Annotated in this window: 25 protein-coding genes; 7 read left to right on the top strand and 18 right to left on the bottom strand. The window is 72.4% G+C overall.

Going from position 1 to position 26,034, the window contains the following annotated elements; genetic code table 11:
* Positions 1-29: 29 nt before the first annotated feature.
* The 3 genes from acs to DZA62_RS11865 all read right to left on the bottom strand — a co-directional run bounded on the left by acs (position 30) and on the right by DZA62_RS11865 (position 4,032).
* Entirely contained in the window at positions 30-1,991 is a 1,962-nt protein-coding gene (acs, locus tag DZA62_RS11875; protein ID WP_116949129.1) for an acetate--CoA ligase, read from the bottom strand.
* A 140-nt stretch (positions 1,992-2,131) separates the two neighbouring features.
* Positions 2,132-3,745, bottom strand: a complete 1,614-nt coding sequence (locus DZA62_RS11870) for a solute symporter family protein (protein WP_116949128.1) — start codon at positions 3,743-3,745, stop codon at positions 2,132-2,134.
* Positions 3,745-4,032, bottom strand: coding sequence for a DUF485 domain-containing protein (locus tag DZA62_RS11865; RefSeq protein WP_116949127.1), 288 nt, complete (start codon positions 4,030-4,032; stop codon positions 3,745-3,747). The genes DZA62_RS11870 and DZA62_RS11865 overlap by 1 nt, the downstream gene beginning before the upstream one ends.
* A 297-nt stretch (positions 4,033-4,329) precedes the next feature.
* On the opposite strand from DZA62_RS11865, the gene DZA62_RS11860 reads away from it, so the two are divergent.
* Positions 4,330-4,767 (top strand): NUDIX domain-containing protein, encoded by a 438-nt coding sequence (locus DZA62_RS11860; RefSeq protein ID WP_116949479.1) that lies wholly within the window; start codon positions 4,330-4,332, stop codon positions 4,765-4,767.
* 182 nt (positions 4,768-4,949) lie between these two features.
* Here the strand turns inward: DZA62_RS11860 and DZA62_RS11855 are convergent, their stop codons facing one another.
* The 4 genes from DZA62_RS11855 to DZA62_RS11840 are packed head-to-tail and all read right to left on the bottom strand — an operon-like array spanning position 4,950 to position 9,000.
* Entirely contained in the window at positions 4,950-6,677 is a 1,728-nt protein-coding gene (locus DZA62_RS11855) for a sodium/solute symporter (RefSeq protein WP_116949126.1), read from the bottom strand.
* Positions 6,674-7,036: a hypothetical protein gene (locus DZA62_RS11850; RefSeq protein WP_116949478.1), complete on the bottom strand. Its 363-nt coding sequence runs from the start codon at positions 7,034-7,036 to the stop codon at positions 6,674-6,676. The genes DZA62_RS11855 and DZA62_RS11850 overlap by 4 nt, the downstream gene beginning before the upstream one ends.
* Before the next feature lie 4 nt (positions 7,037-7,040).
* On the bottom strand, positions 7,041-7,775 hold the full coding sequence (locus DZA62_RS11845; protein WP_116949125.1) for a LytR/AlgR family response regulator transcription factor: 735 nt from the start codon (positions 7,773-7,775) through the stop codon (positions 7,041-7,043).
* A gap of 40 nt (positions 7,776-7,815) precedes the next feature.
* The gene (locus tag DZA62_RS11840; protein ID WP_116949124.1) at positions 7,816-9,000 is read right to left on the bottom strand and encodes a sensor histidine kinase; all 1,185 of its coding nucleotides are present in this window, start codon (positions 8,998-9,000) and stop codon (positions 7,816-7,818) included.
* Between the two features lie 88 nt (positions 9,001-9,088).
* Between DZA62_RS11840 and DZA62_RS11835 the strand changes: the two genes are divergently transcribed.
* Entirely contained in the window at positions 9,089-9,850 is a 762-nt protein-coding gene (locus DZA62_RS11835) for a fibronectin type III domain-containing protein (protein WP_157987610.1), read from the top strand.
* Here the strand turns inward: DZA62_RS11835 and DZA62_RS11830 are convergent.
* The gene (locus DZA62_RS11830; protein ID WP_116949122.1) at positions 9,834-10,841 is read right to left on the bottom strand and encodes a threonine ammonia-lyase; all 1,008 of its coding nucleotides are present in this window, start codon (positions 10,839-10,841) and stop codon (positions 9,834-9,836) included. The genes DZA62_RS11835 and DZA62_RS11830 overlap by 17 nt on opposite strands.
* A gap of 82 nt (positions 10,842-10,923) precedes the next feature.
* On the opposite strand from DZA62_RS11830, the gene DZA62_RS11825 reads away from it, so the two are divergent.
* The gene (locus tag DZA62_RS11825; protein WP_116949477.1) at positions 10,924-11,820 is read left to right on the top strand and encodes a LysR family transcriptional regulator; all 897 of its coding nucleotides are present in this window, start codon (positions 10,924-10,926) and stop codon (positions 11,818-11,820) included.
* On the opposite strand, the gene DZA62_RS11820 is transcribed toward DZA62_RS11825, so the two are convergent.
* From DZA62_RS11820 to DZA62_RS11805, 4 genes are all read right to left on the bottom strand, one after another.
* Complete coding sequence (locus DZA62_RS11820) at positions 11,807-12,613, bottom strand: ABC transporter ATP-binding protein (RefSeq protein ID WP_116949121.1); 807 nt, start codon at positions 12,611-12,613, stop codon at positions 11,807-11,809. The genes DZA62_RS11825 and DZA62_RS11820 overlap by 14 nt on opposite strands.
* On the bottom strand, positions 12,606-13,742 hold the full coding sequence (locus DZA62_RS11815) for a FecCD family ABC transporter permease (protein ID WP_232827392.1): 1,137 nt from the start codon (positions 13,740-13,742) through the stop codon (positions 12,606-12,608). Before DZA62_RS11815 ends, DZA62_RS11820 begins: the two co-directional genes overlap by 8 nt.
* On the bottom strand, positions 13,739-14,830 hold the full coding sequence (locus DZA62_RS11810; protein WP_116949120.1) for a FecCD family ABC transporter permease: 1,092 nt from the start codon (positions 14,828-14,830) through the stop codon (positions 13,739-13,741). Before DZA62_RS11810 ends, DZA62_RS11815 begins: the two co-directional genes overlap by 4 nt.
* Before the next feature lie 193 nt (positions 14,831-15,023).
* Positions 15,024-15,749, bottom strand: coding sequence for a class I SAM-dependent methyltransferase (locus tag DZA62_RS11805; protein WP_232827389.1), 726 nt, complete (start codon positions 15,747-15,749; stop codon positions 15,024-15,026).
* Positions 15,750-16,017: 268 nt separating this feature from the next.
* Between DZA62_RS11805 and DZA62_RS11800 the strand changes: the two genes are divergently transcribed.
* Positions 16,018-16,449, top strand: a complete 432-nt coding sequence (locus DZA62_RS11800; RefSeq protein WP_198663666.1) for a PadR family transcriptional regulator — start codon at positions 16,018-16,020, stop codon at positions 16,447-16,449.
* The gene (locus DZA62_RS11795) at positions 16,446-17,051 is read left to right on the top strand and encodes a DUF1707 SHOCT-like domain-containing protein (protein ID WP_116949118.1); all 606 of its coding nucleotides are present in this window, start codon (positions 16,446-16,448) and stop codon (positions 17,049-17,051) included. Before DZA62_RS11800 ends, DZA62_RS11795 begins: the two co-directional genes overlap by 4 nt.
* A gap of 514 nt (positions 17,052-17,565) precedes the next feature.
* Here the strand turns inward: DZA62_RS11795 and DZA62_RS11790 are convergent.
* The 4 genes from DZA62_RS11790 to DZA62_RS11775 form a co-directional block, all read right to left on the bottom strand.
* A complete protein-coding gene (locus tag DZA62_RS11790; RefSeq protein ID WP_116949117.1) occupies positions 17,566-18,567 on the bottom strand; it encodes a phosphotransferase in 1,002 nt (333 codons plus the stop codon).
* A 121-nt stretch (positions 18,568-18,688) separates the two neighbouring features.
* Entirely contained in the window at positions 18,689-20,146 is a 1,458-nt protein-coding gene (locus tag DZA62_RS11785) for an MFS transporter (protein WP_198663665.1), read from the bottom strand.
* Positions 20,147-20,149: 3 nt separating this feature from the next.
* Positions 20,150-21,028: an SRPBCC domain-containing protein gene (locus DZA62_RS11780; protein ID WP_116949116.1), complete on the bottom strand. Its 879-nt coding sequence runs from the start codon at positions 21,026-21,028 to the stop codon at positions 20,150-20,152.
* Entirely contained in the window at positions 21,025-21,603 is a 579-nt protein-coding gene (locus tag DZA62_RS11775; RefSeq protein ID WP_116949115.1) for a winged helix-turn-helix domain-containing protein, read from the bottom strand. The genes DZA62_RS11780 and DZA62_RS11775 overlap by 4 nt, the downstream gene beginning before the upstream one ends.
* Positions 21,604-21,667: 64 nt before the next feature.
* Between DZA62_RS11775 and DZA62_RS11770 the strand changes: the two genes are divergently transcribed.
* Positions 21,668-22,402: a Fic family protein gene (locus DZA62_RS11770; RefSeq protein ID WP_116949114.1), complete on the top strand. Its 735-nt coding sequence runs from the start codon at positions 21,668-21,670 to the stop codon at positions 22,400-22,402.
* Between the two features lie 513 nt (positions 22,403-22,915).
* On the opposite strand, the gene DZA62_RS11765 is transcribed toward DZA62_RS11770, so the two are convergent.
* Positions 22,916-23,827, bottom strand: a complete 912-nt coding sequence (locus DZA62_RS11765) for a hypothetical protein (protein ID WP_116949113.1) — start codon at positions 23,825-23,827, stop codon at positions 22,916-22,918.
* 100 nt (positions 23,828-23,927) lie between these two features.
* Between DZA62_RS11765 and DZA62_RS11760 the strand changes: the two genes are divergently transcribed.
* Complete coding sequence (locus DZA62_RS11760; protein WP_116949112.1) at positions 23,928-24,380, top strand: tetratricopeptide repeat protein; 453 nt, start codon at positions 23,928-23,930, stop codon at positions 24,378-24,380.
* 517 nt (positions 24,381-24,897) lie between these two features.
* Here DZA62_RS11760 and DZA62_RS11755 read toward each other — a convergent pair.
* The gene (locus DZA62_RS11755; RefSeq protein WP_408618754.1) at positions 24,898-25,713 is read right to left on the bottom strand and encodes an HAD family hydrolase; all 816 of its coding nucleotides are present in this window, start codon (positions 25,711-25,713) and stop codon (positions 24,898-24,900) included.
* Positions 25,714-26,034: the final 321 nt, after the last annotated feature.

The raw sequence follows: 26,034 nt of genomic DNA, 5'->3' as shown, positions 1-26,034 counted from the left end.
CCGCCCGTGCGTGCTGCTCGGTGCGCGGATCAGTCCTCGGACGAGCCCGTGGTCAGGCCCTCGCTGATGAGGTTCATCACCGTCGGGTCGGCCAGCGTCTGGACGTCGCCCAGCTCGCGGTTCTCGGCGACGTCGCGAAGAAGGCGGCGCATGATCTTGCCGGAGCGCGTCTTGGGCAGCTCCGCCACGATCATGATCTGCCGCGGCTTGGCGATCGGGCCGATCTCCTTGGCCACGTGGTTGCGCAGCTCCTGGACGACGTCGGCGCCGCCGTCGCCGGCGCTGGCACGCAGGATGACGAACGCGACGATGCCCTGGCCGGTGGTCGGGTCGGAGGCGCCGACGACGGCGGACTCGGCGACCTTCGGGTGCGACACGAGGGCCGACTCGACCTCCGTCGTCGAGATGCGGTGGCCCGACACGTTCATGACGTCGTCGACCCGGCCGAGCAGCCAGATGTCGCCGTCGTCGTCCTTCTTGGCGCCGTCGCCGGCGAAGTAGCGGCCCTTGAAGCGCGACCAGTAGGTGTCGATGAAGCGCTCGTCGTCGCCCCAGATGGTGCGCAGCATCGACGGCCACGGCTCGGTGAGCACGAGATAGCCGCCGTGACCGTCGGGCACCACGGCGCCGGAGTCGTCGACGACGTCGGCCACGATGCCCGGCAGCGGCGTCTGCGCCGAACCGGGCTTGGCGGCCGTGACGCCGGGCAGCGGGCTGATCATCATGGCGCCCGTCTCGGTCTGCCACCACGTGTCGACGACGGGGGTGCGGTCGCCGCCGATGACGCTGCGGTACCAGATCCACGCCTCCGGGTTGATCGGCTCGCCGACGCTGCCCAGGACGCGCAGCGACGAGAGGTCGCGGCGTGCGGGGATCTCCTCGCCCTGCTTCATGAACGTGCGGATGGCCGTCGGCGCCGTGTACAGGATGCTGACCTTGTACTTCTCGACGATGTCCCACCAGCGGCCGGGCTCGGGGAAGTCGGGCGTGCCCTCGTACATCACCTGTGTGGCGCCGTTGGCCAGCGGCCCGTAGACGATGTAGCTGTGGCCGGTGACCCAGCCGACGTCGGCCGTGCACCAGTACACGTCGGACTCGGGCTTGAGGTCGAAGACGTTGCGGTGCGTGTACGCGGTCTGCAGCAGGTAGCCGCCGGACGTGTGCTTGATGCCCTTCGGCTTCCCCGTGGTGCCGGACGTGTAGAGGATGTAGAGCGTGTCCTCAGAGTCATGGGGCTGTGCCTCATGCTCGTCGGACTGGCGGTCGACGAGCTCGTGCCACCACACGTCGTGGCTGTCGTCCCAGTCGACCTCCTGCTCGGTGCGGCGCACGACCAGCACCTTCTCGATGGACGGCGACTTCGCGACGGCCTCGTCGACGGCGGGCTTGAGCGCCGACGGCTTGCCCCGCCGGTACCCGCCGTCGGCGGTGATGACCAGCTTGGCCTGAGCGTCCTCGATGCGGCTGCGCAGCGCCTCGGCCGAGAACCCGCCGAACACGACGGAGTGGATGGCGCCGATGCGGGCACACGCCAGCATCGAGATGGCGGCCTCGGGGATCATCGGCAGGTAGATGGCGACGCGGTCGCCGTGGCCGACGCCGAGCTCCGTCAGGGCGTTGGCGGCCTTGGACACCTCGGCCTGCAGGTCGGCGTACGTCAGTGTCCTGCTGTCGCCCGGCTCGCCCTCCCAGTAGAGGGCGACGCGGTCACCGTTGCCGGCCTCGACATGGCGGTCGACACAGTTGTAGGCCACGTTGAGCGTGCCGCCGACGAACCACTTCGCGAACGGCGGGTTGGTCCAGTCGAGGACCTGCGACCACTCGGTGTTCCACGACAGCAGTTCGCGCGCCTGGCGCTCCCAGAACGCCAGCCGGTCCGCGGCCGCCTCCTCGTACAGGTCGGCCTTGGCGTTGGCCTGGGCGGCGAACTCCTCGGACGGGGGGAAGCTCCGGTCCTCGTGCAGCAGATTGGAGAGAGCGTCATTGGTCACGTTCGTCTGCTCCTCATGTCAAGGGATCGTGGGCAGCTGAAGGGGCGCCCGGCAGCGCACCTGAGCGCGCTGCCGTCTACCTCACCATCGCATGTGCCCGCTGGGCAAGGACGACGAGGTCGACGGCAGCGCGCGCCGGGTCAGTGCTGTGTGGCCTTCTCGGCACCGGCGCCCGAGAGCGACCGGACCTCCATCTCGGCGTACTTGGCCGCGTTGTACTCCTTCGACAACCGGGCGCCGAGGAACCCGAACAGGAAACCGGCCGGGATCGAGATCAGGCCGGGGTTGTCCAGCGGGAACCAGTGGAAGTCGACGTCCTGCAGCATCGACGGGCTCCGGCCGGTCGCCGGGTTCACCGGCTTGCCGGACACCACGGGCGAGAAGACGATCAGCGTCACCGCGGTGAGCAGGCCGCCGTAGATGCTCCACACCGCGCCGCGGGTGTTGAACCGCTTCCAGAACAGCGAGTAGAGGATCACCGGCAGGTTCGCGCTGGCCGCGACGGCGAACGCGAGCGCCACGAGGAACGCGACGTTCTGGCCGTTGGCGAAGATGCCGCCGACGATCGCGACCGCGCCGATGACCACCGCCGTGATGCGGGCGACCCGCACCTCGTCGTTGGCGCCGATCTCGCCCTTCTTGATGACGTTGGCGTAGACGTCGTGGGCGAACGAGGCCGACGCGGTGATCGTCAGGCCGGCGACGACCGCCAGGATGGTGGCGAACGCGACGGCGGCGATGATGCCGAGCAGGATGGTGCCGCCCAGCTCGTAGGCCAGCAACGGCGCCGCGGAGTTCACGCCGCCCGGTGCGCCGAGGATCTCCTCCGGCCCGACCAGCGCGCCCGCGCCGTAGCCCAGCACCAGCGTGAGCAGGTAGAACAGGCCGATCAGCGCGATCGCCCAGGTGACGCTGTGCCGGGCGTCGCGTGCCGTCGGCACCGTGTAGAACCGCATCAGCACGTGCGGCAGGCCGGCGGTGCCGAGCACCAGGGCCAGCGCGAGCGAGATGAAGTCCAGCTTCGAGGTGTCCGTCGCGCCGTACTGGTTCATCGGGTCCAGCAGGCCCGCGGCGCCACCGGCGCTGTCGACGGCCGCGCCGAGCAGCTGCGACAGGTTGAAGTCGTGCTGTGCGAGCACCCAGATCGTCATGACGAACGCGCCACTGATCAGCAGGATCGCCTTGACGATCTGCACCCAGGTGGTGCCCTTCATGCCGCCGACCAGGACGTAGAAGACCATCAGCGCGCCCACGACGGCGATGACGACGCCCTGGCCGCCACGGTCGGTCACGCCGAGCAGCAGTGCGACCAGGCCGCCGGCGCCGGCCATCTGGGCCAGCAGGTAGAAGAACGACACCGCGAGCGTCGACGTCGCGGCCGCCGTCCGGACCGGTCGCTGCCGCATCCGGAACGACAGCACGTCGGCCATCGTGAACCGGCCGGTGTTGCGCAGCAGCTCGGCCACCAGCAGCAGGGCGACCAGCCACGCCACCAGGAAGCCGATGGAGTACAGGAAGCCGTCGTATCCGTAGATCGCGATCGCGCCGGCGATGCCGAGGAACGACGCCGCGGACAGATAGTCACCGGCGATCGCGATGCCGTTCTGCTGGCCGGTGAAGGAGCGGCCGCCGGCGTAGTAGTCCGCCGCGGTCTTGTTGTTCCGCGACGCCCGCAGCACGATGACCAGCGTCACCGCGACGAACAGCGCGAAGATCGTGATGTTGACTCCGGGACTGCCGACATGGGTCTCCATCAGCGCGCCCCCTCCAGCTCGTCGCGGATCTGCGTGGCGATCGGGTCCAGCTTCTTGTTCGCGTGCCGGATGTACAGCCACGTGATCAGGAACGTCGATGCGAACTGGCCGAGACCGAACAGCAGGCCGACGTTGATGTTGCCGACCACCCGCTCCGACATGAAGTCGACCGCGTAGGTCGACAGCAGCACGTACAGCAGATACCAGGCCAGGAAGGCGGCGGTCATGGGGAAGGCGAAATTGCGGAACCGCCGGCGCAGCTCGGCGAACTCCGGGCTGGCCTGCATGCGCTCGTATTCCTCGGCGGTGGGTACGGCGCGTTCGGGCGGTGGTGTCTCGAGACTGGCCACGCTCCGACCTCCTCGTCGTCATGTGGTCCGGCTCACAGTGATCCGGTTGTGGGGCGCCACGGTAGGGCCGTGGCCTCCGGCCTCGGGAGACGCCTCGCAGGGGCGTGCGGTGAGCGGTTCGAGAGAGCGGCGTGCGGGACTCGGCCGTGCGACGAACGGTCGTTGATCTGCGACGAGCGGTCGGGCCTCTAGAGTCAGCGGGTGGACTTCTGGGCGACGCTGCCGCGCAAGCGGATGGCGGCCGCGGTGCTGTTCTCGGACGCCGGCGGCCGGGTGCTGATCGTCGAACCGACCTACAAGGACCACTGGGAGCTGCCCGGCGGCCTCGTCGAGGCCGACGAGTCACCGCTGGCCGCCGCGCGGCGCGAGGTGCGGGAGGAGCTCGGGCTCGACCGCCCGCCCGGCCGCCTCCTGGTCGTCGACTGGGTCCCGCCGCGGCCCGAACGACCTGAGGGCCTGACGCTGCTCTTCGACGGCGGTCTGCTGCCCGAATCCGCGACGGCCGCCGTCGTCCTGCCGGCGGACGAGCTGCGCGGCTGGGCGTTCTGCCCCGTGCCGGAGGCGGCTCGGCTGCTGTCGCCCCTGCTGTCCCGGCGAGTCGCGGCCGCCCTGGCGGCCCGCACCACCGGCACCGTCGCGTATCTCGAGGACGGCCGCCCGCCGCTCAGCTGAGGGCGGCGTACTCGCTGTTCCGGCGGATGGATGAGCGTTTGGTGTAGCTGTGGCGACAGCAGACGCTCACCCATCCACTCATGGGGTCGAGGCGCGTGATCCGGACGCCGTTGTCGGCGCGGTGGAAGACCCGCGCGGGTGCAGGCGCGGACACTGCGCTGGCTCGACGCCCACCTCGGGCGTCACGTCCGCCAGCGGTCCTCGGGATCCCAATCGCCGCGGTTGAGGTCGAGGTGTTCGGGGGTGTGCAGGCGGACCATGGTGCGGTTCACACCGGGCGCCATGTGCTGCTGGGTCGCCAGCGACACCGCGATCATGACGAGGAAGGCGAGCGGCATCGTCCAGGCGGCCGGCTGGGCGAGCAACGCGCCGATCCAGCCGGACTGCGGCCCGCCGAGGATCGTCACGACGACGGCGACGGTGGAGGCTCCGCCGCCGACCAGCAGGCCCGCCACCGCGCCCGGCCAGGTCAGCCGCCGCCACCAGATGCCGAGCAGCAGCAGCGGGCAGAACGACGACGCCGCGACGGCGAAGGCGAGGCCGACGACGTCGGCGATGCCCAGGAACGGGCTGGTCAGCGCCAGCCCGATCGGCACCAGCAGCGCCAGGAACGCGCCCAGCCGGAACCCGGTGACGGGGTTGCGGACCCGCCCGTGCAGCAGATCCTGCGACAGCACGCCGGCCACCGATACCGTCAGCCCCGACGACGTCGACAGGAAGGCGGCGAACGCGCCCGCCGTCACCAGCATCGACAGCGCCTCGCCCGCCACGCCGTCGATCAGCCGTCCGGGCAGCACCAACACGACGGCGTCCGTGCGGCCGGTCAGCAGCAGCTCCGGCGTGTACAGCCGCCCCAGCGCCCCGTAGAGCCCGGGCAGCACGTAGAACACGCCGAGCAGCCCGAGCACCGCCAGCGTCGTCCGGCGCGCGGCCCGGCCGTCGGGGTTGGTGTAGAACCGCACGAGTACGTGCGGCAGCCCCATCGTCCCGAAGAACAGGGCGACGATCAGCGAATACGTCGCGTACAGCGGATGGTCGCCGCCGGCGGTGAGCGGCAGTGCCCACGACTCGCCGGTCATCGGGGTCAGCGACTCCGCATGCGGGATCGGCGCGCCGGCCGGGAAGTCCAGCACCGTCCCGGCCTCGATGTCGTGCGACCCCGGTTCCAGCACCAGCGGAGACCCGTCCGCGACGACCACCACCCGTGACGGCACCTCCACCGTCACGTCGATGGTGACCTCGACCGACGTCGCCTCCTCGAACACCGGCTCACCGGGTGCCGCCAGCTCCGGCCGTCCGTCGCCGGTCCACACGAGCAGCAGGAAGATCACCGGCACCAGCAGCGCGGTCAGCTTGAGCCAGTACTGGAACGCCTGGACGAACGTGATGCTGCGCATGCCGCCGCCGAGCACGCTCACCAGCACGACCAGTGCGACGACGACGGGTCCGGCCCACTGTGGCGCCCCGGTGACGGTGCGCAGCGTCAGCCCGGCGGCCTGGAACTGTGGCAGCAGGTACAGCCAGCCGATGGTGACGACGAGGATGCTGGCCGCCCGCCGCGCGGCCGCCGACTCCAGCCGTGCCTCGGCGAAGTCGGGCAGCGTGTACGCCCCCGACCGCCGTAGCGGCGCGGCCACCAGCACCAGCAACATGAGGTACCCGGCGGTGTAGCCGACGGGGAACCACAGCATGTCCGTCCCGTAGGCCAGCACCAGCCCGGCCACGCCCAGGAACGACGCCGCCGACAGGTACTCGCCGCCGATCGCCGACGCGTTCCACCACGGCGTCACGGTCCGGGAGGCGACGTAGAAGTCGCTGGTCGTACGAGCCGCGCGGACGCCATACATGCCGATCAGCACCGTCGCGACCGCCGTCAGGACGACCGCGACGATGCCGGCGGTCGTGCTCACCGCCGGTTCACCATGTCGCCGAAGTCGCGCTCGACCCGCTCGGCAGCGCGGACGTAGAACCAGGCCGCCGCGACCAGCGCCGGGTAGATCAACCCGCCGAGTACCAGCCACGGCAGCGGCACGCCGGCCAGTTCGATCGCGTTGACCCGTGGCGCGACGGCGAACAGCAGCGGCAGCGTCGCCAGCAGCCCCAGCACGACGCCGGCGACCGACAGGCTGAGCCGCAGCTGGGCCCGCAGCAGCGCCCGCATGTACACCTCGCCGAGCTGCGTCTGGGCGTCGATCTCGGCGGTGACCGCCCGGCGGCGAACCGGTGGCCGGCGCCGTCGCGGCCCGGTGACGGTGATCCGCTCCGTCACGGCGTCACCGGGTCCCGCCGGCCCGCCGGACCAGCCGGTCGCGCAGCTCACGGGTGTGCCGCCGGCTCACCGGCAGCGTGGTGTCGCCGATGACGACGGTGTAGCGCCCGGCGTCGGCGCGCAGCTCCTCGATGGACGTGAGCGCGACCAGGTAGCTGCGGTGGATGCGGACGAAGCCGACCGGAGCCCAGCGGTCCTCGAGCGTCGCGAGCGGCATCCGCAGCAGGTGGCTGCCGCCGTCGGCGGTGTGCAGCCGCGCGTAGTCGCCCTGCGCGCTGACGTAGGCGACCTCGCTGCGCCGGATGAACCGGGTGACGCCGCCCAGCTCGACCGAGATGGTCTCGTCGTCCCCGTCGTCGGCGGCCGACCGCGCGCCGCTGACCGCGTCCGTCGCCCGCCGGATCGCCTCGAACAGCCGCTCGCGCCGGTACGGCTTCATCACGTAGTCGACGGCGTGCAGGTCGAACGCGGTGACGGCGTGGTCGTCATACGCGGTGACGAACACGACGGCGGGCGGGCGGCGGAACCGGGCCAGCACGCGGGCGAGGTCGAGGCCGGACAGCCCGGGCATCCGGATGTCGAGGAAGACGGTGTCGACGTGCTGGTGCTCGAGCAGCCGCAGCGCCGCGGCGCCGTCGCCGGCGGTCAGCACCTGGCCGACGTGCTCGTCCTGCTCCAGCAGGTAGGCGAGCTCGGCCAGCGCCGGTGGCTCGTCGTCGACCGCCAGAACGCTGAGCATGGCGGCGAGGCTAGTGCCCGCCGCCCGCCGAAGGCCAGCGTCAGGTCGCGTGCACGCCGGGCCGGTACTTCGGCACCCGCAGGCTGACCTTCGTCCCGGCGCCGTGCGCGGTCTCGATGACCAGGCCGTACTCGTCGCCGAAGACGGCGCGCAGCCGCTCGTCGACGTTGCCGACGCCGACGCGGTCACCGGCGCCGTCGCCGGTCAGCAGGCTGCGGGCGAGATCGGGGTCCATGCCGACGCCGTCGTCGTCGATGCTGATCAGGGCCTCGTTGCCGGCGTCCTCGGCGATGATCGTGATGTGCCCGGGGTCGGCGCGGCCCTCCAACCCGTGCCGGACGGCGTTCTCGACCAGCGGCTGCAGGCACAGGAACGGGACGGCGACGGGGAGCACCTCGGGCGCGACCCGCAGCGTCACCGACAGCCGGTCGCCGAAGCGGGCCTTCTCCAGGGTCAGGTACCGCTCGATGGAGCGCAGCTCCTCGGCCAGTGTCGTGAAGTCGCCGTGCCGGCGGAACGAGTACCGGGTGAAGTCGGCGAACTCCAGCAGCAGCTCACGCGCGTGCTCGGGGTCGGTGCGCACGTACGACGCGATGGCGCCGAGAGCGTTGTAGATGAAGTGCGGGGAGATCTGCGCCCGCAGCGCTCGGATCTCGGCTTCGGCCAGCTTGGCCCGCTCGCGGTCGAACTCGGCCAGCTCCAGCTGTCCGGAGACGAACCGGGCGACCTCCTCGACGGCGCGGACGAGACCGGCGGACGGCCGCGCCGACGTGTACGCGATCAGCGCGCCGGCCACGCGGTCGTCCGTGGTCAGAGCGGCGGCGACGGCATGCCGGACGGGGCAGTCGAGCCGGTTGCACTCGACGGCGGGCGGGCCGAGCACGTCGGTGTTGCCGTCCAGTGCCCGGGCCGCGTGCCGCCGGACGTCGTGCACGTGCAGGTTGGCGCCGACACCGTCCCACGTGACGACGCCGTCACCGTCGGTCAGCGCCATGGCGGGCGTCGCCAGCAGTTCGCGCAGGTGCCGGACCGCCTTGTCCGCGCCCGCCGACAGCCCGGCCCGCAGCTCGGGCGAGGCGAGGCTCGTGGTGTGCAGGATGCGGTACGTCGTCTGGTCCTCGGTCGTGCCCAGTACCAGCCGCGACCGGACCAGCCGGGTGAGCAGGACGGCCGCCAGCGACACCGCGACGACCGCGACGACGATGACGACGACCGGCTGCTCCATGCACCGGACCCTAGCGTTCAGTCCAGTTTCAGCACCGGCTCCCTAGGGTCACGGCTGTGACCTCATGACCACGGATGAGGGAGGAGCCATGAAAGCGCTGTGGATAGCGGTCGTCGTGCCGCTCGTCGGAGCGGGCGCCCTGGCCGGTGCGTCACTGGCCGACGGCGGTGCCGCGCCGACGTCTCGAGGGGCGGCACATGTCGTGCAGCTGGACGACGCGCGCCTCAAGTTCGAGATCAACTCCACCGACGGTGACGGCGGCGTCCAGCTCTTCGGGGACTCGGAGGAGCCCTGGGCGCGGCTGTCCGTCTACGACCCGCACGGCAAGCGGATCTTCACATCGACGACCAAGGGGACTCTCGGCAGGCAGGGCGGCACGGAGCTGTTCCTGGAGAGCGGCGAGCCACCGTTCACCGACCTGCCGCTGAAGGAGCTGCTGGCCCGGTTCCCGGAGGGGACCTACGAGTTCCGGGGGCGGGGCATCGACGGTGAGCGGCTGGCCGGGGAGGCCGAGCTGACCCACGACATCCCCGACGGGCCCACGTTGGTCGCACCGACAGAGGGCGACGGACCGCAGAACCCGGACGCCACCACCGTCTCGTGGAAGCCGGTCGGGCCGGCGAACGGCAGCCCGATCATCGCCTACGAGGTGATCGTGGTGGACGAGAACACCGGGCTCGACGCGCTGCCGGAGGCCACGATGGACGTCATGATGCCGCCGTCGGCCACCAGTGTCGACGTCCCGCCGGGGTTCCTGAAGGCCGGTACCGATTACACCTGGGAGGTGCTGGCGATCGAGCAGAGCGGCAACCAGACGATCTCGTCGGACGTCTTCACGACGGCCGGCTGAGGGCGAGCGCCGGCGCCGCCGTGATCGTCCGCGTTCCGGGCGAACTGCAGCGCAGGATCTCCGCCTCGCTCGCGTTGCCGCCGGTGCAGACGACGGCGACACGGCGGCCGGCGAACCGGTCCGGATCGGCGAGCACCACGGCGAGCGCGGCCGCTCCGGCGCCCTCGGCCAGCGTGTGCGCGTCGCGCAGGAGGCACCACTGCGCCGCGGCGATCTGATCGTCGTCGACCAGCACGAAGTCGGCCAGCCGCTCGCGCAGCACCCGTTGCGGCAGCGCGAAGCCGGACCCCGTCGCGAGCCCTTCGACGGCGGTCCGGTTGGGCCGCCGCAGCAGCTCCCCGGAGCGCCACGAGTCGTGCGCCGCGGGCGAGTCGGCCGCCTGGACCGCGATCACCTCGCACTGCGGAGCCAGCGCCGACGCGACCAGGCAGGCCGCGGCCGCGCCGCTGCCGCTCCCGACCGGGACGACGACGGCGTCCAGGTGCGGCTGCTGCGCGAACAGCTCGGTGTACGCCGTCGCGACCCCGGCGATGATGGCCGGCTCGTTCGCCGCGCTGACCAGCCGCATCCCACGCTCGTCCGCCAACGCACGGGCGTATGGCGCGGCGTCGTCGAAGGTCGCACCGTGCTCGACCAGTTCCGCACCGAGCCGCCGGACGGCGTCGGCCTTGGCCGGGTTGGGGTGCTCGGGCATGACGATCGTGCACGGGACGCCGAACAGCCGCGCCGCATAGGCCAGCGACTGCGCGTGGTTGCCGGTCGAGTAGCCGACCACGCCGCGCTCGCGCTCCGCCGGGTCCAGCCGCGACAGCAGCGCGATGCCCCCGCGCACCTTGAACGCGCCGGTGGGTTGCGTGTTCTCGTGCTTGACGAACACCGTCGCGCCGGCCGCGGCGTCCAGCGCCGGGTAGTTCCACGTGGGCGTCGGCGGCAGATACGGCGCGAGCAGCCGCTGGGTGTCCAGGACGTCGGCGAGGGTGGGTGGCTCCATGCGACCACCGTCACCCGGCACGACTCATAGGTCCAATGCCGGTTATCGAGGTGAACATCGATGGTGTCTATACTTGCTGGTCATGCTGGATCTGACCCGGTTGCGGGTGCTGGTCGCGGTCGCCCGTGAGGGATCGGTGACGGCGGCCGCCGACGCGCTGCACTACGCCCAGCCCTCCGTCAGCCACCACCTCGCACGGCTCGAGGCCGAGGTGGGCATGCCGCTGACCCAGCGGGCCGGCCGTGGCCTGCGGCTCACCGAGGCGGGGGAGCTGCTGGCCCGCCGGGCCGAGGAGATCCTGGGCCAGGTCGAGGCCACCGAGGCCGAGCTGTCCGCGCACGCGGGCCTGCGCACCGGCCGTGTCCGGCTCGCGGCGTTCCCGTCGGCGCTGGCCACGCTGGTCCCGGCGGCCGCCGCCCGGTTCGCAGCCGCCCATCCCGACGTCGAACTGGCGCTCAGCGAGGCCGAGCCGTCCGTGGCGTTGACGGCGCTGCGCACCGGCGACGCCGACGTGGCGGTCGTCTTCGCGCACGGCGCGCTGGAGGAACGCGGCGTCACCGTCGAGCCACTGCTGACCGAGCCGCTCTACCTCGTGACGCCTGCCGACGACGTGCCCGCTGACGACGTGCCCGCCGGCGTCCTTGCCGCGCACGCGAGCGCACGCTGGATTGCCGGGTGCGAGCGCTGTCGCACGCACCTCGTCGAGTCGTGCGAGCTGGCCGGGTTCACGCCGGCCATCGCGTTCGAGACCGACGACTACGTGGCGGTCCAGGCGCTGGTCGCGGCCGGACTGGGCGTGAGCACGCTGCCCGGGCTGGCGCTGACGGCGAACCGGCATCCGGGCGTCCGGGTCGAGCCGCTGCCCGGCGACCGCCGCACCGTCGCCGTCGCCACCTACGGCCGCTCGCCCGCGCCGCTGCCCGTCCAGGCGTTCCGTACCGCCCTGCGTGCGGCGGCGGCCGAGTTCACGCAGTGGTGACGAGCGGCTGCTTCGCGGCCGGGATGACCAGCGGCGTGCCCGTCTCGGGGTCGTCGATGATCCGGCAGGACAGCCCGAACACATCGCGTACCAGCGTTTCGTCGACGATGTCCGAGGGCGCGCCCTCGGCGACGATCTCGCCGTCGCGCATCGCGATCAGGTGGGTCGCGTAGCGGCAGGCGTGGTTGAGGTCGTGCAGGACGGCGACCAGCGTGCGGCCGTGCGTCGCGTGCAGGTCGTGGCAGAGGTCGAGCACCTCGATCTGGTGCGCGATGTCGAGGAACGTCGTCGGCTCGTCCAGCAGCAGGATCGGCGTCTGCTGGGCCAGCACCATCGCCAGCCAGACCCGCTGACGCTGACCTCCGGACAGTTCGTCGACCCGGCGATGCCGCAGGTCGGTGATGCCGGTGTTCGCCATCGCGTCGGCGACCGCCTCGGTGTCGGCGGTGGACCACTGCCGGAACAGCCGCTGGTGCGGGTAGCGGCCGCGGGACACGAGGTCGGCGACGGTGATGCCCTCGGGTGCGATGGACGACTGCGGCAGCAGCCCGAGCCGGCGCGCCGCCTCCTTCGTCGGGTACTGGGTGATCAGCTGGCCGTCCAGGTGGACGGCGCCGGCCGTCGGCTTGAGCATGCGGGCCAGTGCGCGCAGCAGCGTGGACTTGCCGCACGCGTTGGGCCCGACGATCACCGTGAACGACCCGTCCGGGATCGCCACGGACAGCTCGCGGGAGATGACCCGCTCGTCGTATGCGAGCGTGAGGTCGTTCCCGTGCAGCCGGGGTTCAGACATGGTTGCGCCGCCCTTCCCGTGCGAGGAGCCAGACGAGGTACAGACCGCCGATGCACACCGTCACCACGCCGACCGGCAGTGGCGTCGGCAGCACCCATTGAGCGATGAGGTCGCTGGCGCCCAGCAGCGCCGCGCCCATGAGTGCGGCCGCGCCGACGGCGGCGCCGGACGCCCCGGTGAGCCGCCGGGCCAGGTGCGGCGCCGACAGTGCGATGAACGCGATGGGCCCCGCCGCCGCGACGGCGATGGCCGCGAGCACCGTCGCGGCGAGCAGCATGCCCAGCCGCGTCCGCTCCGCGTTGACGCCGAGGCCCGTCGCCGCCTCGTCGCCCATCTCGATCAGCCGCATCGGCCGGGACAGGACGGCGAGCAGCGGCGCGACCAGTGCGACGCCGATGCCGACGGCGACGACGTGGTCCCAGGCGCGGGTGTTCAGCGACCCGGTCAGCCAGACCTGCGCGCTGGCGGCCTGGATCAGCTCGGCCCGCATGAGCATGTAGTGGACCGCGGACGTCAGCATGGCGCCGGCCGCGATGCCGACGAGGATCAGCCGGAACCCCTGGACGCCGCGCTTGTAGGCCAGCAGGTACACGGCGATCGCGGTGACCAGCCCGCCGACGACGGCGCCGCCGGCGACCTGCAGCATGCTGCCGCCGGTCACCAGGATCACGAACACCGCGCCCGCCGACGCGCCGGACGTGAAGCCGATGACGTCCGGGCTGCCCAGCGGGTTGCGCGACAGGCTCTGGAATACCGCGCCGGACGCGCCGAGCGCGCCGCCGACCAGGAACGCGACCAGCACACGCGGCAACCGGCGGCCGTTGACGATGAAGTCGGCCAGCGGGTCCGGCGGGTTGCCGAACAGCGTCCGCACCACGTCGCCCGGCGAGATGGTGAAGTCACCGACCGCCAGCGACGTCAGGAAGACCGCCACCAGCACCGCGACGAGCAGCCCGCACATCAGCGTGACGCGGCGGTCGAACCGGACCGACAGCTCACGCGGCCCGCGCAGCACGTAGCCGGTGGGCGACAGGTCGGTCGGGGCGACGCTGATCCGCCGGGTCTTCGCGTCCGGACCGGACGTCCCAGGGGGACCGGCCGGCGCCGCGGGCGTCGTCGGGGCCGTCACGAGGACACCATCCGGCGGCGGCGCACCAGCGCGATCAGCACCGGGCCGCCGATGACCGTCGTCACGATGCCGACCTGCAGTTCGCCGGTCGACAGCACGACCCGTCCGACGATGTCGGACGCCAGCAGCAGGATCGGCGACACGACCAGGCAGAACGGCAGGATCCAGCGCTGGTCGGGCCCGGTGAACGCGCGCACGATGTGCGGGACCATCAGCCCGACGAAGGCGACCGGCCCCATCGCCGCGGTCGCCGCGCCGCACAGCAGCGTCACCGCCAGCACGCCGATCACGCGGGCCAGCAGGACGTTCACGCCGAGCGCCGCCGCCGTGTCGTCGCCCAGCGCCATCGCGTCCAGCGTCCGGGCCAGCCCCAGCGCGAGCAGCACGCCGACCACGATGAACGGCAGCACCGAGCCGACGGTCTCGACGTCGCGGCCGGCCAGCGACCCGACCTGCCAGAACCGGTAGACGTCGAGCACCTCCGGGTCCATGATCACCATCGCCTGGGTGAACCCGAGCAGCACCGCGGCCAGCGCGATGCCCGACAGCGCCAGCCGCACCGGCGACGCCTGCCCCCGTCCGAGCGACGCCAGCGCGTAGACGATGACGCTGGCCAGGGCCGCGCCGCCGAAGGCGAACCAGATGTAGCCGTAGAGGCTCATCGACCCGAACAGCGTCACGCCGAGCACGACGGCGAACGCGGCGCCGGCGTTGACGCCGAGGATGCCGGGGTCGGCGAGCGGGTTGCGGGTCAGCGCCTGCATGAGCGCGCCGGCCAGGCCGAGCGCGATGCCGCAGATCACGCCGAGCAGCGTGCGGTTCACCCGCATGTCGCCGACGATGACCTGGTTGTTCGCGTCACCGGAGTCGAACAGTGCCCGCATGACCTCGTCCAGCGGGATGTACTTGGCGCCGATCGCGATGCTGGCGAGGCAGATCACCGCCAGGACCGCGACGCAGACCCCCAGCCACAGCAGCCGGCCCCGGGTCGTGCGGACCAGTCCGGCCGCGGCGACCGCCGCGTCGTCGGCGGTGGCGACGCTGCCGGACGGCGGCTCGGGCGGCCGGTCGACGGCGGGAGCGGGCATGAGCAGAGGCTAACCTTACTTGCCCCGGGTGCGCGAATCCGCCCCGTCCGTCCGTGTCGCATCCGTTTGATCACGTTCACCACCGAATCCGGTGCCACGCCGGACCCGCGGGCCCCGTGATGTGCGCAGACGCCTGGTGACGGTGGCGGCCGCCGGCCTTGGGCGGCGGGGCGTCGGGCCTGACGGCGGTCCGTCAGCCGCGAGTCGAGCGGTAGCAGTGCGTCGCGTACGGCAGCACGACGCCGTCCGGTCCGGCGACGCGGTCGTAGAGGGCGCCGACGCGGGTCAGGAGTGCCTCGCGTTCCGGCGCGGTGAGGATGGCGACGTAGGAGCGCGACGCGACCAGCCCGAGCAGGCCGTCGCGGTCGAGACGTTGCTCGTGCCGGAACGTCCGCTGCTCGACCGGCCCGAACGGCGTGATCACCTGAGGGTCGTCGGCGCGGCGGCCCTCGTGGTCGCCGAACATCGACCAGAGCTCGTCGACCCAGCCGACGGAGTCGTCGCGCAGGTTCCAGACCAGGCCGAGCCGTCCGCCGGGCCGCAGCACGCGGGCGATCTCCGGCAGCGCCGTCGCGGGGTCGAACCAGTGATAGGCCTGGCCGGCCGTGACGACGTCGACCGACGCGTCGTCCAGCGGCAGCCGCTCCGCCGTCCCGGCCCGCGCGTCGACGGCGGGCAGTGCGGTACGCAGCTGGGCGAGCATCGGCTCGGACGGGTCGACCGCGACGACGTCGTGCCCGGCGGCGACGAGCGACCTGGTCAGCTTGCCGGTCCCGGCGCCGAGGTCGAGGACGCGGACGGGCTGGTCGCCGGTCAGCCAGCGCACCGCATCGTCCGGGTATCCGGGCCGGGTGCGTTCGTAGACGTCGGCGACCCCGCCGAACGAACTGGCGCGCAGGTGGAACTCGTCGGTCGTCACCTCGTGAGGGTAACCCCGTCCGAGGGCTTGTCGGCTGAACAATCGCGATATATCGTCTGAGTATCGCGACCGTTCGATGGACAAGTAGGTGAGAACGATGCACGGACGACGCGGAGGACACGGCTTCGGGCCGTGGGACATGTTCGGAGGAGGGGGCCGTGGCTCCTGGGGCGGACCTCCGTGGGCCGGTGGCCCATGGGGCGGGCCGCCTTGGGGTCGACGAGGCCCGAAGGCGCGCCGCGGCGACATCCGCGCGGCGATCCTCGGGGTGCTGGCCGACCGGCCGATGAACGGCTACCAGATGATCCAGGAGATCGCCGAGCGCAGCGGCGGCGTGTGGAAGCCGAGCCCCGGCTCGATCTACCCGACGCTGCAGCAGCTCGAGGACGAGGGCCTGGTCCGCGCCGACGAGGCCAGCGGCCGGCGGACGTTCCGGCTGACTGCCGAGGGCGAGCAGTACGTCCAGGAGCACGCGGCCGAGGTCAATGCGCCGTGGGAGTCGATGTCGGCCAACGCCGAGGACGACGACGCCGCCGGTCTGCGTCCGCTCGTCGCGCAGACCGCACAGGCGCTGTGGCAGATCATGGCCACCGGCAGCCCCGACCAGCAGGCCCGCGCCCGCGAGGTGCTGGCCGACACCCGGCGCAAGCTGTACGGCATCCTCGCCGACGGTGATGACCAGGAAGGTGGCCCCCGATGAGCGGGCCGGCCTTCCGGGTCGGCGACGCCGAGCGCGACGCCGCCGTGTCGGCCCTCGGCGAGCACTTCGCCGCGGGCCGGCTCACCAAGGACGAGTTCGACGAGCGGTCCGGCCGTGCGTGGTCCGCCCGCTACGCCGACGATCTCGACGAGCTCTTCACCGACCTGCCGCAGCCGGTCGCCGTCCGGTTCGAGACGGCGCCGCAGGGACGGGCACGCGGGCCGTGGCCGGTGCCGCGGCTGCTGCTCCTGGCGCCGCTGGCGATGATGGCCTTCGGTGGGCTGCTGTTCCTCATCGTCTGGACGGCGCCCTGGTTGCTGTTCGTCTTCGGGATGCTGTTCCTGTTCGGCGGGCCGCCCTGGCGGCGGCGCCACTGGCACGGGTACGAGGGCGGCGGGCCGCGCTCCGGCTGGGGACCGCCCGGCTGGGGTCCGTCCGGCCGCCGGGGCTGGGGGCCGCCGAGTGGGCGCGGCTGGGACGGATCCAGCCGCCGCGGCGGGGCGCCGCCGAGCCGCGGCGACCGGTTCGCCGAGCGGCGCGACTGGCCGCCGGCCCGCCCCGGCTGGGGACCGCAGCCCCGCGGCTGGGCGTCCAGCCGCTAGGGCAGGTGACCGGCCGGCGCCGGCTCGCAGTCAGGGCGACGCCGGCCGGCGGACCGGCCAGTGGGGGCGACCTGTCCGGATGGACGGCGGTGGACGTGACCGGCCGGCGCGACCGCCGCTGGTCACGGCCGGCCGCGGCGTCGACGGGACGTCGGCCGCGCGGGCTCCATCGAGGCGCGCCGGCTCGACCTGGGCGATCCGTCGGCAGCGCGGCTTCGCGACCGGCCTCGACGTGCGGATCGACGACGCAGGCGTCCTGGCGGTGCCGCAGAGGCCGGCGGCGGACGGCTTCGACACACGCCGCGGCGTCGACCGCCGGGTGCCGGGAGCGCCGCCGCCATCGGCGGCGGCCGGGCCTTCGCGTGGTCCGGGCTGGGCGACCCGGTGTTCACCCTTGAGTCGCGGCGGCCGGCCGCGGCTCGGCGGTGGATGCGCCCGGAGGACGGCGTCCGCGACGCCATCGAGTCGACCGGAGGTGTGCCATGAGAGTGCTCTGGTGGGCCGGGGCGCTGCGTCAGCCCAGATCGAACGGCGACTCCGCCAGCAGAGCGGCCAGCGTCTGCAGCGGCGCCCGCGCGAACGCGCCCGCACGCTCGAACCCGTCCGCCCGCACCGCTCGCAGCCACACCAGCGACCGCCCGATCCTGCCGACGCGGCAGGCCAGCTCGAGTTCCGTCACCAGCCCCGCCGGCGACCCCAGGTCGGAGAACGCCTCGAGATAGGCGTCGCGCACCCGGAGTATCCGTGGGTCGTCGTCGGCCAGGCGCAGCTCGGAGCGGAGGAAGCCGAGCGTGACCAGCATGCTGGCGAACGGGTGCGCCACGACGGCATCGCCCCAGTCGTAGAAGCGCGGTCCCCCCGACGGTGTCGTCAGGACGTTCCAGACGTGCAGGTCGTTGTGATCGACGCTGGCCGGCACGACCCCGGCGGCCAGCCGCTCGCACCACGTCACGACGCTCGGCCGGGCATCGGCCACCCGGCGCAGGGCGGCGCGGTCGTCGTCGTCCGCGTGCCGTCCGAGATACCGGCCGATCGCCTCGACGGCCTCGTCCAGCCGATCGGGCAGCCCGTTCGGCCGCAGGTCGGCCAGACCGAACGCGAGCAGGTCGCCGATCTGCCCGGCGAGGGCGCGCTGCAACTCGGCGTACAGCGGCACGATCGCGGCGACGGCGCCGGGCAGCTGGTCGGCCGGCACGCCGTCGCCCAATGGTGTGCCGCCGTCGGGGAGCAGCAGCCAGTCACGGTCGACGTCGGCGGCGATCGGCACGAGCACGCGGTCCGGAGCGACCTTCGCCAGCAGCCGGTACAGCGGCACCTCGAACGCCGACTCCGGGCCGGGCGCCTTGAGCCAGACCGGCCCCCGATCGGTCGGCGCGGTGAGGACGGTGCCCCAGGGACGCAGGTGCGGCTGGGTCACGGGCCCGCTGCGGACCCGCCCGGCGGCCGCGAGCCGGTCGTCCAGCCACCCGGTCGCCGTCGCCAGCCACTCGGCCGACGACCACAGCTCGGCGGTCACACGGCCGCCCGGGCCTGCGCCGTCCGGCCGAGGATTCGGCGGCCCGCGGCCTGACACCGGCCCGTGTCCGGACACCGGCCCGTGTCCGGACAACGGCCCGTGTCCGGACGCCGGCCCGTCGTCACGCCGGGTCCTGGGCCCCGACCGGGCGGACGTGACGCAGCCCGGCCAGCGCGAGGATCCCGAGACCCACGGCGATCACCGCACTCACCGTCGCCGTGCCGTTGAGCGCCCCGGCCAGAGCGTCACGCACGTCGGTGGCGAGCTCGCCCCCGGGAGCGGGCAGCTGGTCGGCGTCGGCGCCATGGCGGTAGATCGCGGTGCCGATGACCCCCATGACGGCCACCCCGGCCGCGATGCCGAACTCGCCGGCCGTCTCCGACATCGCCGCCGCGGAGCCGACCTGTTCCGGACGGACCGAGCCGAGCGCCAGCCCCATGCTGAGCCCCGCCATCGGCCCGATGCCGACCGCCGTCAGCACCAGACCGGCGATCAGCAGCTCGAGCGAGCCGGATCCGTCGACCAGGGTGAGCAGGACGTAGCCGGCCGCGACCAGCGCCAGGCCGCTCGCCATCACCCGCGCCGGCGCGAACCGGCGGGCGAGCAGCGGTGCGACCTGCAGGCTGACGATCGTCACCAGCGCCGACGGCAGCAGCCACAGTGCGGCGTCCAGCGGCGACAGCCCGGCCACCAGTTGCAGGTACAGGTAGACGAAGAGCTGGCTGCCGGCCATGATCCCGGCGATCGTCGAGATCGTCAGCCCGGCGGTGAACGTGCGGTTGCCGAACAGCCGCAGGTCCAGCATCGGCTCCGCCAGCCGGCGCTGCCGCCGCACGAACCAGCGCGCGGCCAGCAGGCCCACGACGACGGCGGCAGCGGGCAGCACTTCGACACCGTCGCGGGAGATCTCCTTCAGTCCGTAGACCAGTGGCAGCACGGTCCCCAGGCAGAGCAGCACGCTGACCGGGTCGAGCCGTCCGCCGGCCGGGTTGCGGTACTCGGGGAGCACCGCCGGCCCGGTGACCAGGAGCAGCAGCATCACCGGTACGCCGAGCAGGAACACCGAGCCCCACCAGAAGTGCTCGAGCAGCACGCCGCCGACGATCGGGCCGAGCGCCAGTCCGCCCATGAAGCAGGCCATCCAGATCGCGATCGCCATGCCGTGCTGGCGCGGGTCGCGGAACATCGTGCTGATCAGGGTCAGTGTCGACGGCATCAGGGTCGCGCCGGCGACGCCCAGCAGAGCGCGGCTCACGATGAGCATCTCGGCGCTGGTGGAGTAGGCGGCCACGATCGAGGCGAGGCTGAACGCCGCCGCGCCGAGCAGCAGCAGCCGGCGCCGGCCGATGCGGTCGCCGATGGTGCCCATCGTGATCAGCAGCCCCGCGACCATGAACCCGTACACGTCGGTGATCCACAGCTGCTGCAGGCTGCTCGCGCCCAGGTCGGCGCCGAGATGCGGCAGCGCCAGGTACAGCACGCTCATGTCCAGGGAGACGAGGGTCGTGGGCAGGGTGAGGACGGCCAGGCCGGCGTACTCGCGGCGACCGGCCCGGGGGACGACGTCGGTGGTGGTCACGGCTCAGTCCGCCAGCATGCCGTCGGGGATGCCGGGCAGGTCGAGCTGCACCCAGATCAGGTCCGGCCGGTCCAGCTCGTGGTAGCGGCGCAGCGCGGCGACACCGCCGAGCCAGCCGAGCCAGCCGCCGTAAGGTGGGTTCTCCTCGTCGAAGCCGCTGTTCACGAACGTCAGCCGGGTGCCGCCGTCGGTGCCCTCGAGCTCCCAGGTGGCGACCAGGGAGGGCCATTCGAGCGTGACCTTGCGGGCCGGTTCGAGCTCGACGATGAGTGCGGGCTCGTCGTCCAGGTCGAAGCCGCCCATCGCGAACCGGCCGCCGACGCGCCGCTCGATGTCGACGTTGGCGCCGAACCACTGCCGGTACTGGCCGGGGTCGACCATCGACTCGTAGACCTCTTCGGGCGTCGCGGCGATGGTCACCTCGCCACGCATCTCGAGCGTCGTGAAGTCGCACTTCGGGGTGAGGTCGCGGCCCTCGACGTAGTCGACGAGGTTGGCGATGGACAGCGCCCAGAACGTCGGGAGCATGCCGCGGATGTGCGTCTCGGCGACGGCGACGCTCCACGGCGGCACGTGGCTCTGCGTCACCGTGATGAGCGTGGCGTCCGGGCCGTCCTCGGCCAGCGAGATCTCCGTCGTCGTGTCCTCGCCGCCCAGCGGCCAGACGAACCTGAGGCCGGTGTCGTCGAGGTGGAGCAGCCGCTGGCGGGGCTCGGCGCCGTCGGGGGTGTAGCGGCCCCAGAACACGTAGCGGCCGCGTTCCGGGTCGACGTCGACATGCTCGGCCAGCCAGGTGCGCAGAGCGTCGGGATCGGTGAGTGCGCGGTGGATCGTGGCCAGCGGCGCCTGCGCACGGGCGCGCAGCATGGTGGGCGAGGTCATCCTGGAGTCTCCTTGGCGATGCGTGGGTACAGCGCGACGGCGAGCCGGAACTCGTCGCCCTCGGCGCCGCCGTAGCGGGTGAAGAGGTCCTGGAGGGTGGACTGCAGGTCGGCGAGGAACTCCTGGCGCCGCTCCGGGTGCACCCGGATCTCGCCGGAGACGCCGATCGACGGAAGCTCGGGCGCGGCCGGACTGCCGGCCAGACCGGCGATCGTCGCGACCTCGTCCTGCACCTCCTCCATGAGGTCGAGCAGGTAGCCGAGGCTGAGCGCGTCCCGGCTGCGACGCGGCCCGAGCCGGCCGACCAACCGCGGCGACAGCCAGTACGACCGGGCGGTCGCCTGGTAGACGCCCTCGTTGATGCCGCGCACCCGGCGCTCGTTCACCCGGGTCGCCAGGCCGGCGTCGACCAGGCGTTTCACGTGGTAATAGACCCACTGCGGCGTCTGGCCCAGCGCCCGGGCGACCTCGGTGCACGAGCGCGGCTCGGCCAGTTGCCGCAGCACCTCCACGCGCTGCGGCTTCAACAGCGCTTCCGCCTTGTCGACCTCGTCGAGGTACAGCACGTCCCTCATGTGAAGAGATTCTTGTATGTAAAGTCAAATTTTGTCAATGGTGGCGGGTGGCTAGGCTGAGGGCATGGACGATCCGCTCGCGGGGGTGCTCAGCCTGACCGGCGTGGGCGCCGCGGCCGCGCAGGCCCGCAGCTCCGTCGACGCTCTGCTGCGGCACCCCGCCATGCGCCGCGACGCCGGACGAGTGGCGGGGCTGTCCGCGGTACGCGGCGCCCAGGCGTCGGCCACGCTCGACGGCGGCGACCCCGACGCCGTCGACGACCCCGTGCTGCAGGGTGCGCTGCGGGTCACGGCGGCGGTGCCCGAGCAGGCCCAGGTGTGGGGACGGTCGCCGCGGCAGGCGCTGGCCCGGCTGCACATGCTGGCGGCGCGCGACCTGGTCTCCGACCCCGATCAGCTGGGGCGGCCGCGCGCGTCGGTCGATGCCGCGCGGCTGGACCAGTTGCTGCGGCTGGCGACGGCGCCCACGGCGGCGCCCGGGGTGGTGGTCGCGGCGCTCGTGCACGGTGAGCTGCTGGCGCTGCGGGTCTTCGGTGTCGCCGACGGCGTGGTCGCGCGGGCGGCGGAACGGGTCGTGCTCGTCGCGCTCGGCGTCGACACGAAGGCGGTGAGCGTGCCGGAAGCCGGGCACCTCGCGTTGGAGCGGGCGTACGAGCCGTTGGCGCAGGCATATGCCGGCGGTGCGCCGGACGGCGTGGGTGCGTGGATCCGGCAGTGCGCGGATGCCTATGCCCTCGGCGCCGAGGTGGGCCTGACGCTGGCCGAGCACGTGCGGACGGCGGTGTCCGAGGCCGGCTGACCGTCGTCGGCGGGGCGTCTGGTGGGGCCGCCTGGTGGGGTCCTGCCGCCGGTGATGGAGGCGTGGTGCCGCTCTGGGCCGCGCCCGCGGTGACGTGCGGTGGCCGGCTCCGTTGCGGGGCGGGGTTGGCTCCGTTGTGGGGCGGCGGCCGGTTTCGGATGGCCGCGGTCCGGTCGTCCTGCCAGCCGTCTTGCCGGACGCGCGTCCGGCGGAGTCGTTCTCGTTGGCGCGGGCTGGAACCGCGCTGCCGGCTGGTCGGGCGTCGGCTCAGTGCTGAACTGCCCGGCACACATGCGAGCGGCGCCCCGCGTGAGGTAGGGCGCCGCCGCTGACACGGCTGAGACGGGTTACCAGTGCGTGCATCTCATCCGTCGCCCCGGCATTCCCGGGGACGACTGCCCGTACATGGGTAGATCGCCGCGTGGGTTCCCTCCGCCGTGCACTGGACCTTGCGGTCCGTACTTTGTTTCTAGGACATCACGGGGTCACAGCGAAAGGGCAACGGCCAGATCTTTACGTTTCGCAGACCCGGACCGCGAGGCGCACCAGCTCGATCAGGGTCGGGTTGCCCAGCGGCTGCGAGACGCGGGTGTCCATGCTCTCGTTGTGGATGTTGACGGCGACGGTCGCCTCGGCGAACCGCGCGGCGTCGTCGCAGTCCGTCACCGTCCACAGGGTCTCGACCTGCACCGTCGCGCCGGCCCCGACGTCGATGGGGAGCGGGTCCGTCGTCATCGTGAAGCCGGGTGTCGTGGTCTCCATCGCGGTGACGGTCAGCGGCTCGTCGTCGCCGTTGCTCACCGGCATGACGATGCGTGCGCCGCTCGCGTCGGCCGCGATGGTGCGGCTGTCGCCGATGAGGATGCCCGTGCTGCCGGCCGTCTGGCAGCCGCCCTGCCAGGCCCAGATCAGCTGATCGTCGCCGGGCTGACCGGTCACGACGGCCGTCTGCTCGCCCGAGGCGGTGCGGACGCGGACCTCCAGCGTTCCGGGCGGCCGGATGTCGCAGTCCGGCTCGACGGTGGCGCCGATGCGCACCCACTCGCCTGGCGCCGCGGTCACGGGACTCTCGTCGCCGTCCTGCAGTGAGGTGAAGCCGTCGACCTCGATGGAGAGGATCTCCAGCTCACGTGGGCCGGTGTTGATCAGATTGACGTTGAGTCGCTGCGAGTCGGAGGACAGCGGCGAGCCGAACTCGACGTCGACCGTGCCGCGGACGAGGTCGACCGTGGCGTACTCGGACGCGTCGTTGCGGGCGTTGTTGGCGACGATGCCGACGACGGCGCCCACCACCAGCGCCGCTCCCAGCGCGATCCACATCCGCCACCGCGGCGTCGGACGGCCCGTCTCAGCGTCGTCGTCGAGGTGCGTGAGACCGACAGCGCCCAGCTCAAGGGGCACACTGCGCTCGTCGTCGGTCTCCATGGACCGATTGTGGCCCCCGGCCCGCTGAACGGGACATCACGCGACGGTCACGGTTCGTTCCGTTTGCGAGGTCCGCGTATCGACGCCATGATCGGAAATTATGGTGAACCGGGGGAACCGGCTCAGATACGTCATGTGGTTCGTACTGGCCGGCGTCGTGCTGCTGCTTGCTGCGCTGATCGTGGCCATCGCCATGGACGTCGAGATCTCCACAGCCGCCTCGGCCACGATCCTCGCGGTCTGCGGTGTCGTCTCCGCGGCGCTCGTGGTCGGGTCGCGAGCGCTGGCGCAGCAGCCGATCGTCGGTACGGACCAGTCGGGCGACTCCGCCCAGGTCACCGACCCGTCCGCGGGCAACATCTCCAACTGGATGTTCCTCGCCGATGCCTACGTGGAGCGGCAGGAGTACGAGTCCGCGGAACGGTTCTACCGCCGCGCCTCCGACGCCGGCCACACTCCGGCCATGGCCCGCCTCGGCGAGGTGCTCTACGAACTCGGCCGCGACGACGAGGCGGCGTACTACCGCGACAAGGCGCGCGAGTTCGGCGGCTGAGTAGCGGGTTGTCCGGTCGCTTTGTGTGTAGGGGGCGTGGCAGCCGCCGGGTGACCGTCGGATTCTCCGGCTGGGCCGTCGGTCGGCGGGAGACCGTCGGAACTGTCCGGCCGGCCCGTGGGTCTGGTGCTGCTGCGGCTCGCCCGGCAGACGGGTCGGCAGGTGACGCGTCGGCCATCCACCCGCAGGGTCGCCGTTGGATTCCTCGGCTGGACCGCCAGTCTGGTGCTGCTGCCAGTGGCGGGCGTCCTGACCGTTGGCCCGCTTGACCGTCAACCTCGCGGCAGCCGGCTCCGTCGCCGACCCTCCAGCGGCCGGTACTCTGCGGCCGGCTCCACACGCGGCCGCCGGCGCATTGACGCCCCACGCTGCCGTCAGCCCTCGCCGATTGCCGCTCGAAGCTCACGGCGCGTCGACGGCGGGGTGCGGAACGCCGCGGCTGCGGAGGACGGCCGCCCGGCTGTCGTCGGGCTCGAGGGGCAGCAAGCCTGCAGCCGATACCGTCAAATCCCAGGTCTCAGGAGCGGCGCCGCCGGACGGCGTACCAGGCCAGCCCGGCCGCCGCCGCCCCGGCGCTGATCGCAGCCGCCGCGATCGCCGGCTTCGGCGCGTCCCTGATCGATGCCCGCTGGCGCAGCGCGACCGGCTTCGAGAACACCAGCACCGGCCAGCCGTGGTCGGCGGCGGCGCGGCGCAGCGCGCGGTCGGGGTTGACGGCGTACGGGTGGCCGACCGACTCGAGCATCGGCAGGTCCGTCGCCGAGTCCGTGTACGCGTAGCTGCGGCTGAGGTCGTAGCTCTTGTCCTTGGCCAGCTCGCGGATCGCCTCGGCCTTGTTGTCGCCGTAGGCGTAGAAGTCGATCTCGCCCGTGTACTTGCCGTCGTCGCCGACGACCATGCGGGTGGCGATGACGCGGTCGGCCCCGAGCATCTCGCCGATCGGCTCGACGACCTCCGCACCGCTCGACGACACCACGACCACCTCGCGGCCGGCCAGGTGGTGCTCCTCGATCAGCGTGACCGCCTCGTCGTACACGATCGGGTCGACGATCGTGTGCAGCGTCTCGGCCACGATGTCCTTGACCACCTGGACGTCCCAGCCGGTGACCAGGCCGGACAGATACTCGCGCATCCGTTCCATCTGGTCGTGGTCGGCGCCGCCCACGAGATAGACGAACTGGGCGTACGCGCTTCGCAGCACAGCCCGACGGTTGATCAGACCGCCCTGGTAGAAGCTCTTGGAGAAGGCCAGCGTGCTCGACTTCGCGATGATCGTCTTATCGAGGTCGAAGAACGCCGCGGTCGCAGGGCGGTCGTCGTTGTCCACGAGTATCGAGGATATCGACCCGTGCCCGACGCTGCTCCGTTGGCGGCTCCGTGGCGCGCCTGGATTAAAAAGTCGTCGCTTGGGTTTGGCCCCAACCGAGGCGGGGGACGATGCGTTCTGGCGGCACCCCCCCGCCGCCTTTTGACCCGGCCCGCCCCCCTGGCCGGGTCCGCACGGCTCCTGCCACCCACCCGGCAGGGGCCGTGTCTTTTTTCTGGCACCGGTTTCATCGCCCCACTCGCGGTCGCGCGATGGAACCATGTCCGGCGCGCGGGAGTTGCCCGCCAGCCCGCCAGCCCGCCAGCCCGCCAGCCCGCCAGCCCGCCA

Source organism: Jiangella endophytica (genome assembly GCF_003427025.1).
In the GTDB taxonomy this organism is placed as follows: domain Bacteria; phylum Actinomycetota; class Actinomycetes; order Jiangellales; family Jiangellaceae; genus Jiangella; species Jiangella endophytica.
Note: the sequence above shows the minus strand (reverse complement) of the source record. Positions and strands in the feature narration are given on the sequence as shown.

What these genes read in the sequence shown, in the direction of transcription:
- DZA62_RS11870 (WP_116949128.1), bottom strand. Translation starts at nt 3,745, where the DNA reads ATGGAGACCCATGTCGGCAGTCCCGGAGTCAACATCACGATCTTCGCG.
- DZA62_RS11865 (WP_116949127.1), bottom strand. Translation starts at nt 4,032, where the DNA reads ATGCAGGCCAGCCCGGAGTTCGCCGAGCTGCGCCGGCGGTTCCGCAAT.
- DZA62_RS11860 (WP_116949479.1), top strand. Translation starts at nt 4,330, where the DNA reads ATGGCGGCCGCGGTGCTGTTCTCGGACGCCGGCGGCCGGGTGCTGATC.
- DZA62_RS11845 (WP_116949125.1), bottom strand. Translation starts at nt 7,775, where the DNA reads ATGCTCAGCGTTCTGGCGGTCGACGACGAGCCACCGGCGCTGGCCGAG.
- DZA62_RS11840 (WP_116949124.1), bottom strand. Translation starts at nt 9,000, where the DNA reads ATGGAGCAGCCGGTCGTCGTCATCGTCGTCGCGGTCGTCGCGGTGTCG.
- DZA62_RS11835 (WP_157987610.1), top strand. Translation starts at nt 9,089, where the DNA reads ATGAAAGCGCTGTGGATAGCGGTCGTCGTGCCGCTCGTCGGAGCGGGC.
- DZA62_RS11830 (WP_116949122.1), bottom strand. Translation starts at nt 10,841, where the DNA reads ATGGAGCCACCCACCCTCGCCGACGTCCTGGACACCCAGCGGCTGCTC.
- DZA62_RS11825 (WP_116949477.1), top strand. Translation starts at nt 10,924, where the DNA reads ATGCTGGATCTGACCCGGTTGCGGGTGCTGGTCGCGGTCGCCCGTGAG.
- DZA62_RS11820 (WP_116949121.1), bottom strand. Translation starts at nt 12,613, where the DNA reads ATGTCTGAACCCCGGCTGCACGGGAACGACCTCACGCTCGCATACGAC.
- DZA62_RS11810 (WP_116949120.1), bottom strand. Translation starts at nt 14,830, where the DNA reads ATGCCCGCTCCCGCCGTCGACCGGCCGCCCGAGCCGCCGTCCGGCAGC.
- DZA62_RS11795 (WP_116949118.1), top strand. Translation starts at nt 16,446, where the DNA reads ATGAGCGGGCCGGCCTTCCGGGTCGGCGACGCCGAGCGCGACGCCGCC.
- DZA62_RS11780 (WP_116949116.1), bottom strand. Translation starts at nt 21,028, where the DNA reads ATGACCTCGCCCACCATGCTGCGCGCCCGTGCGCAGGCGCCGCTGGCC.
- DZA62_RS11775 (WP_116949115.1), bottom strand. Translation starts at nt 21,603, where the DNA reads ATGAGGGACGTGCTGTACCTCGACGAGGTCGACAAGGCGGAAGCGCTG.
- DZA62_RS11770 (WP_116949114.1), top strand. Translation starts at nt 21,668, where the DNA reads ATGGACGATCCGCTCGCGGGGGTGCTCAGCCTGACCGGCGTGGGCGCC.
- DZA62_RS11765 (WP_116949113.1), bottom strand. Translation starts at nt 23,827, where the DNA reads ATGGAGACCGACGACGAGCGCAGTGTGCCCCTTGAGCTGGGCGCTGTC.
- DZA62_RS11760 (WP_116949112.1), top strand. Translation starts at nt 23,928, where the DNA reads ATGGTGAACCGGGGGAACCGGCTCAGATACGTCATGTGGTTCGTACTG.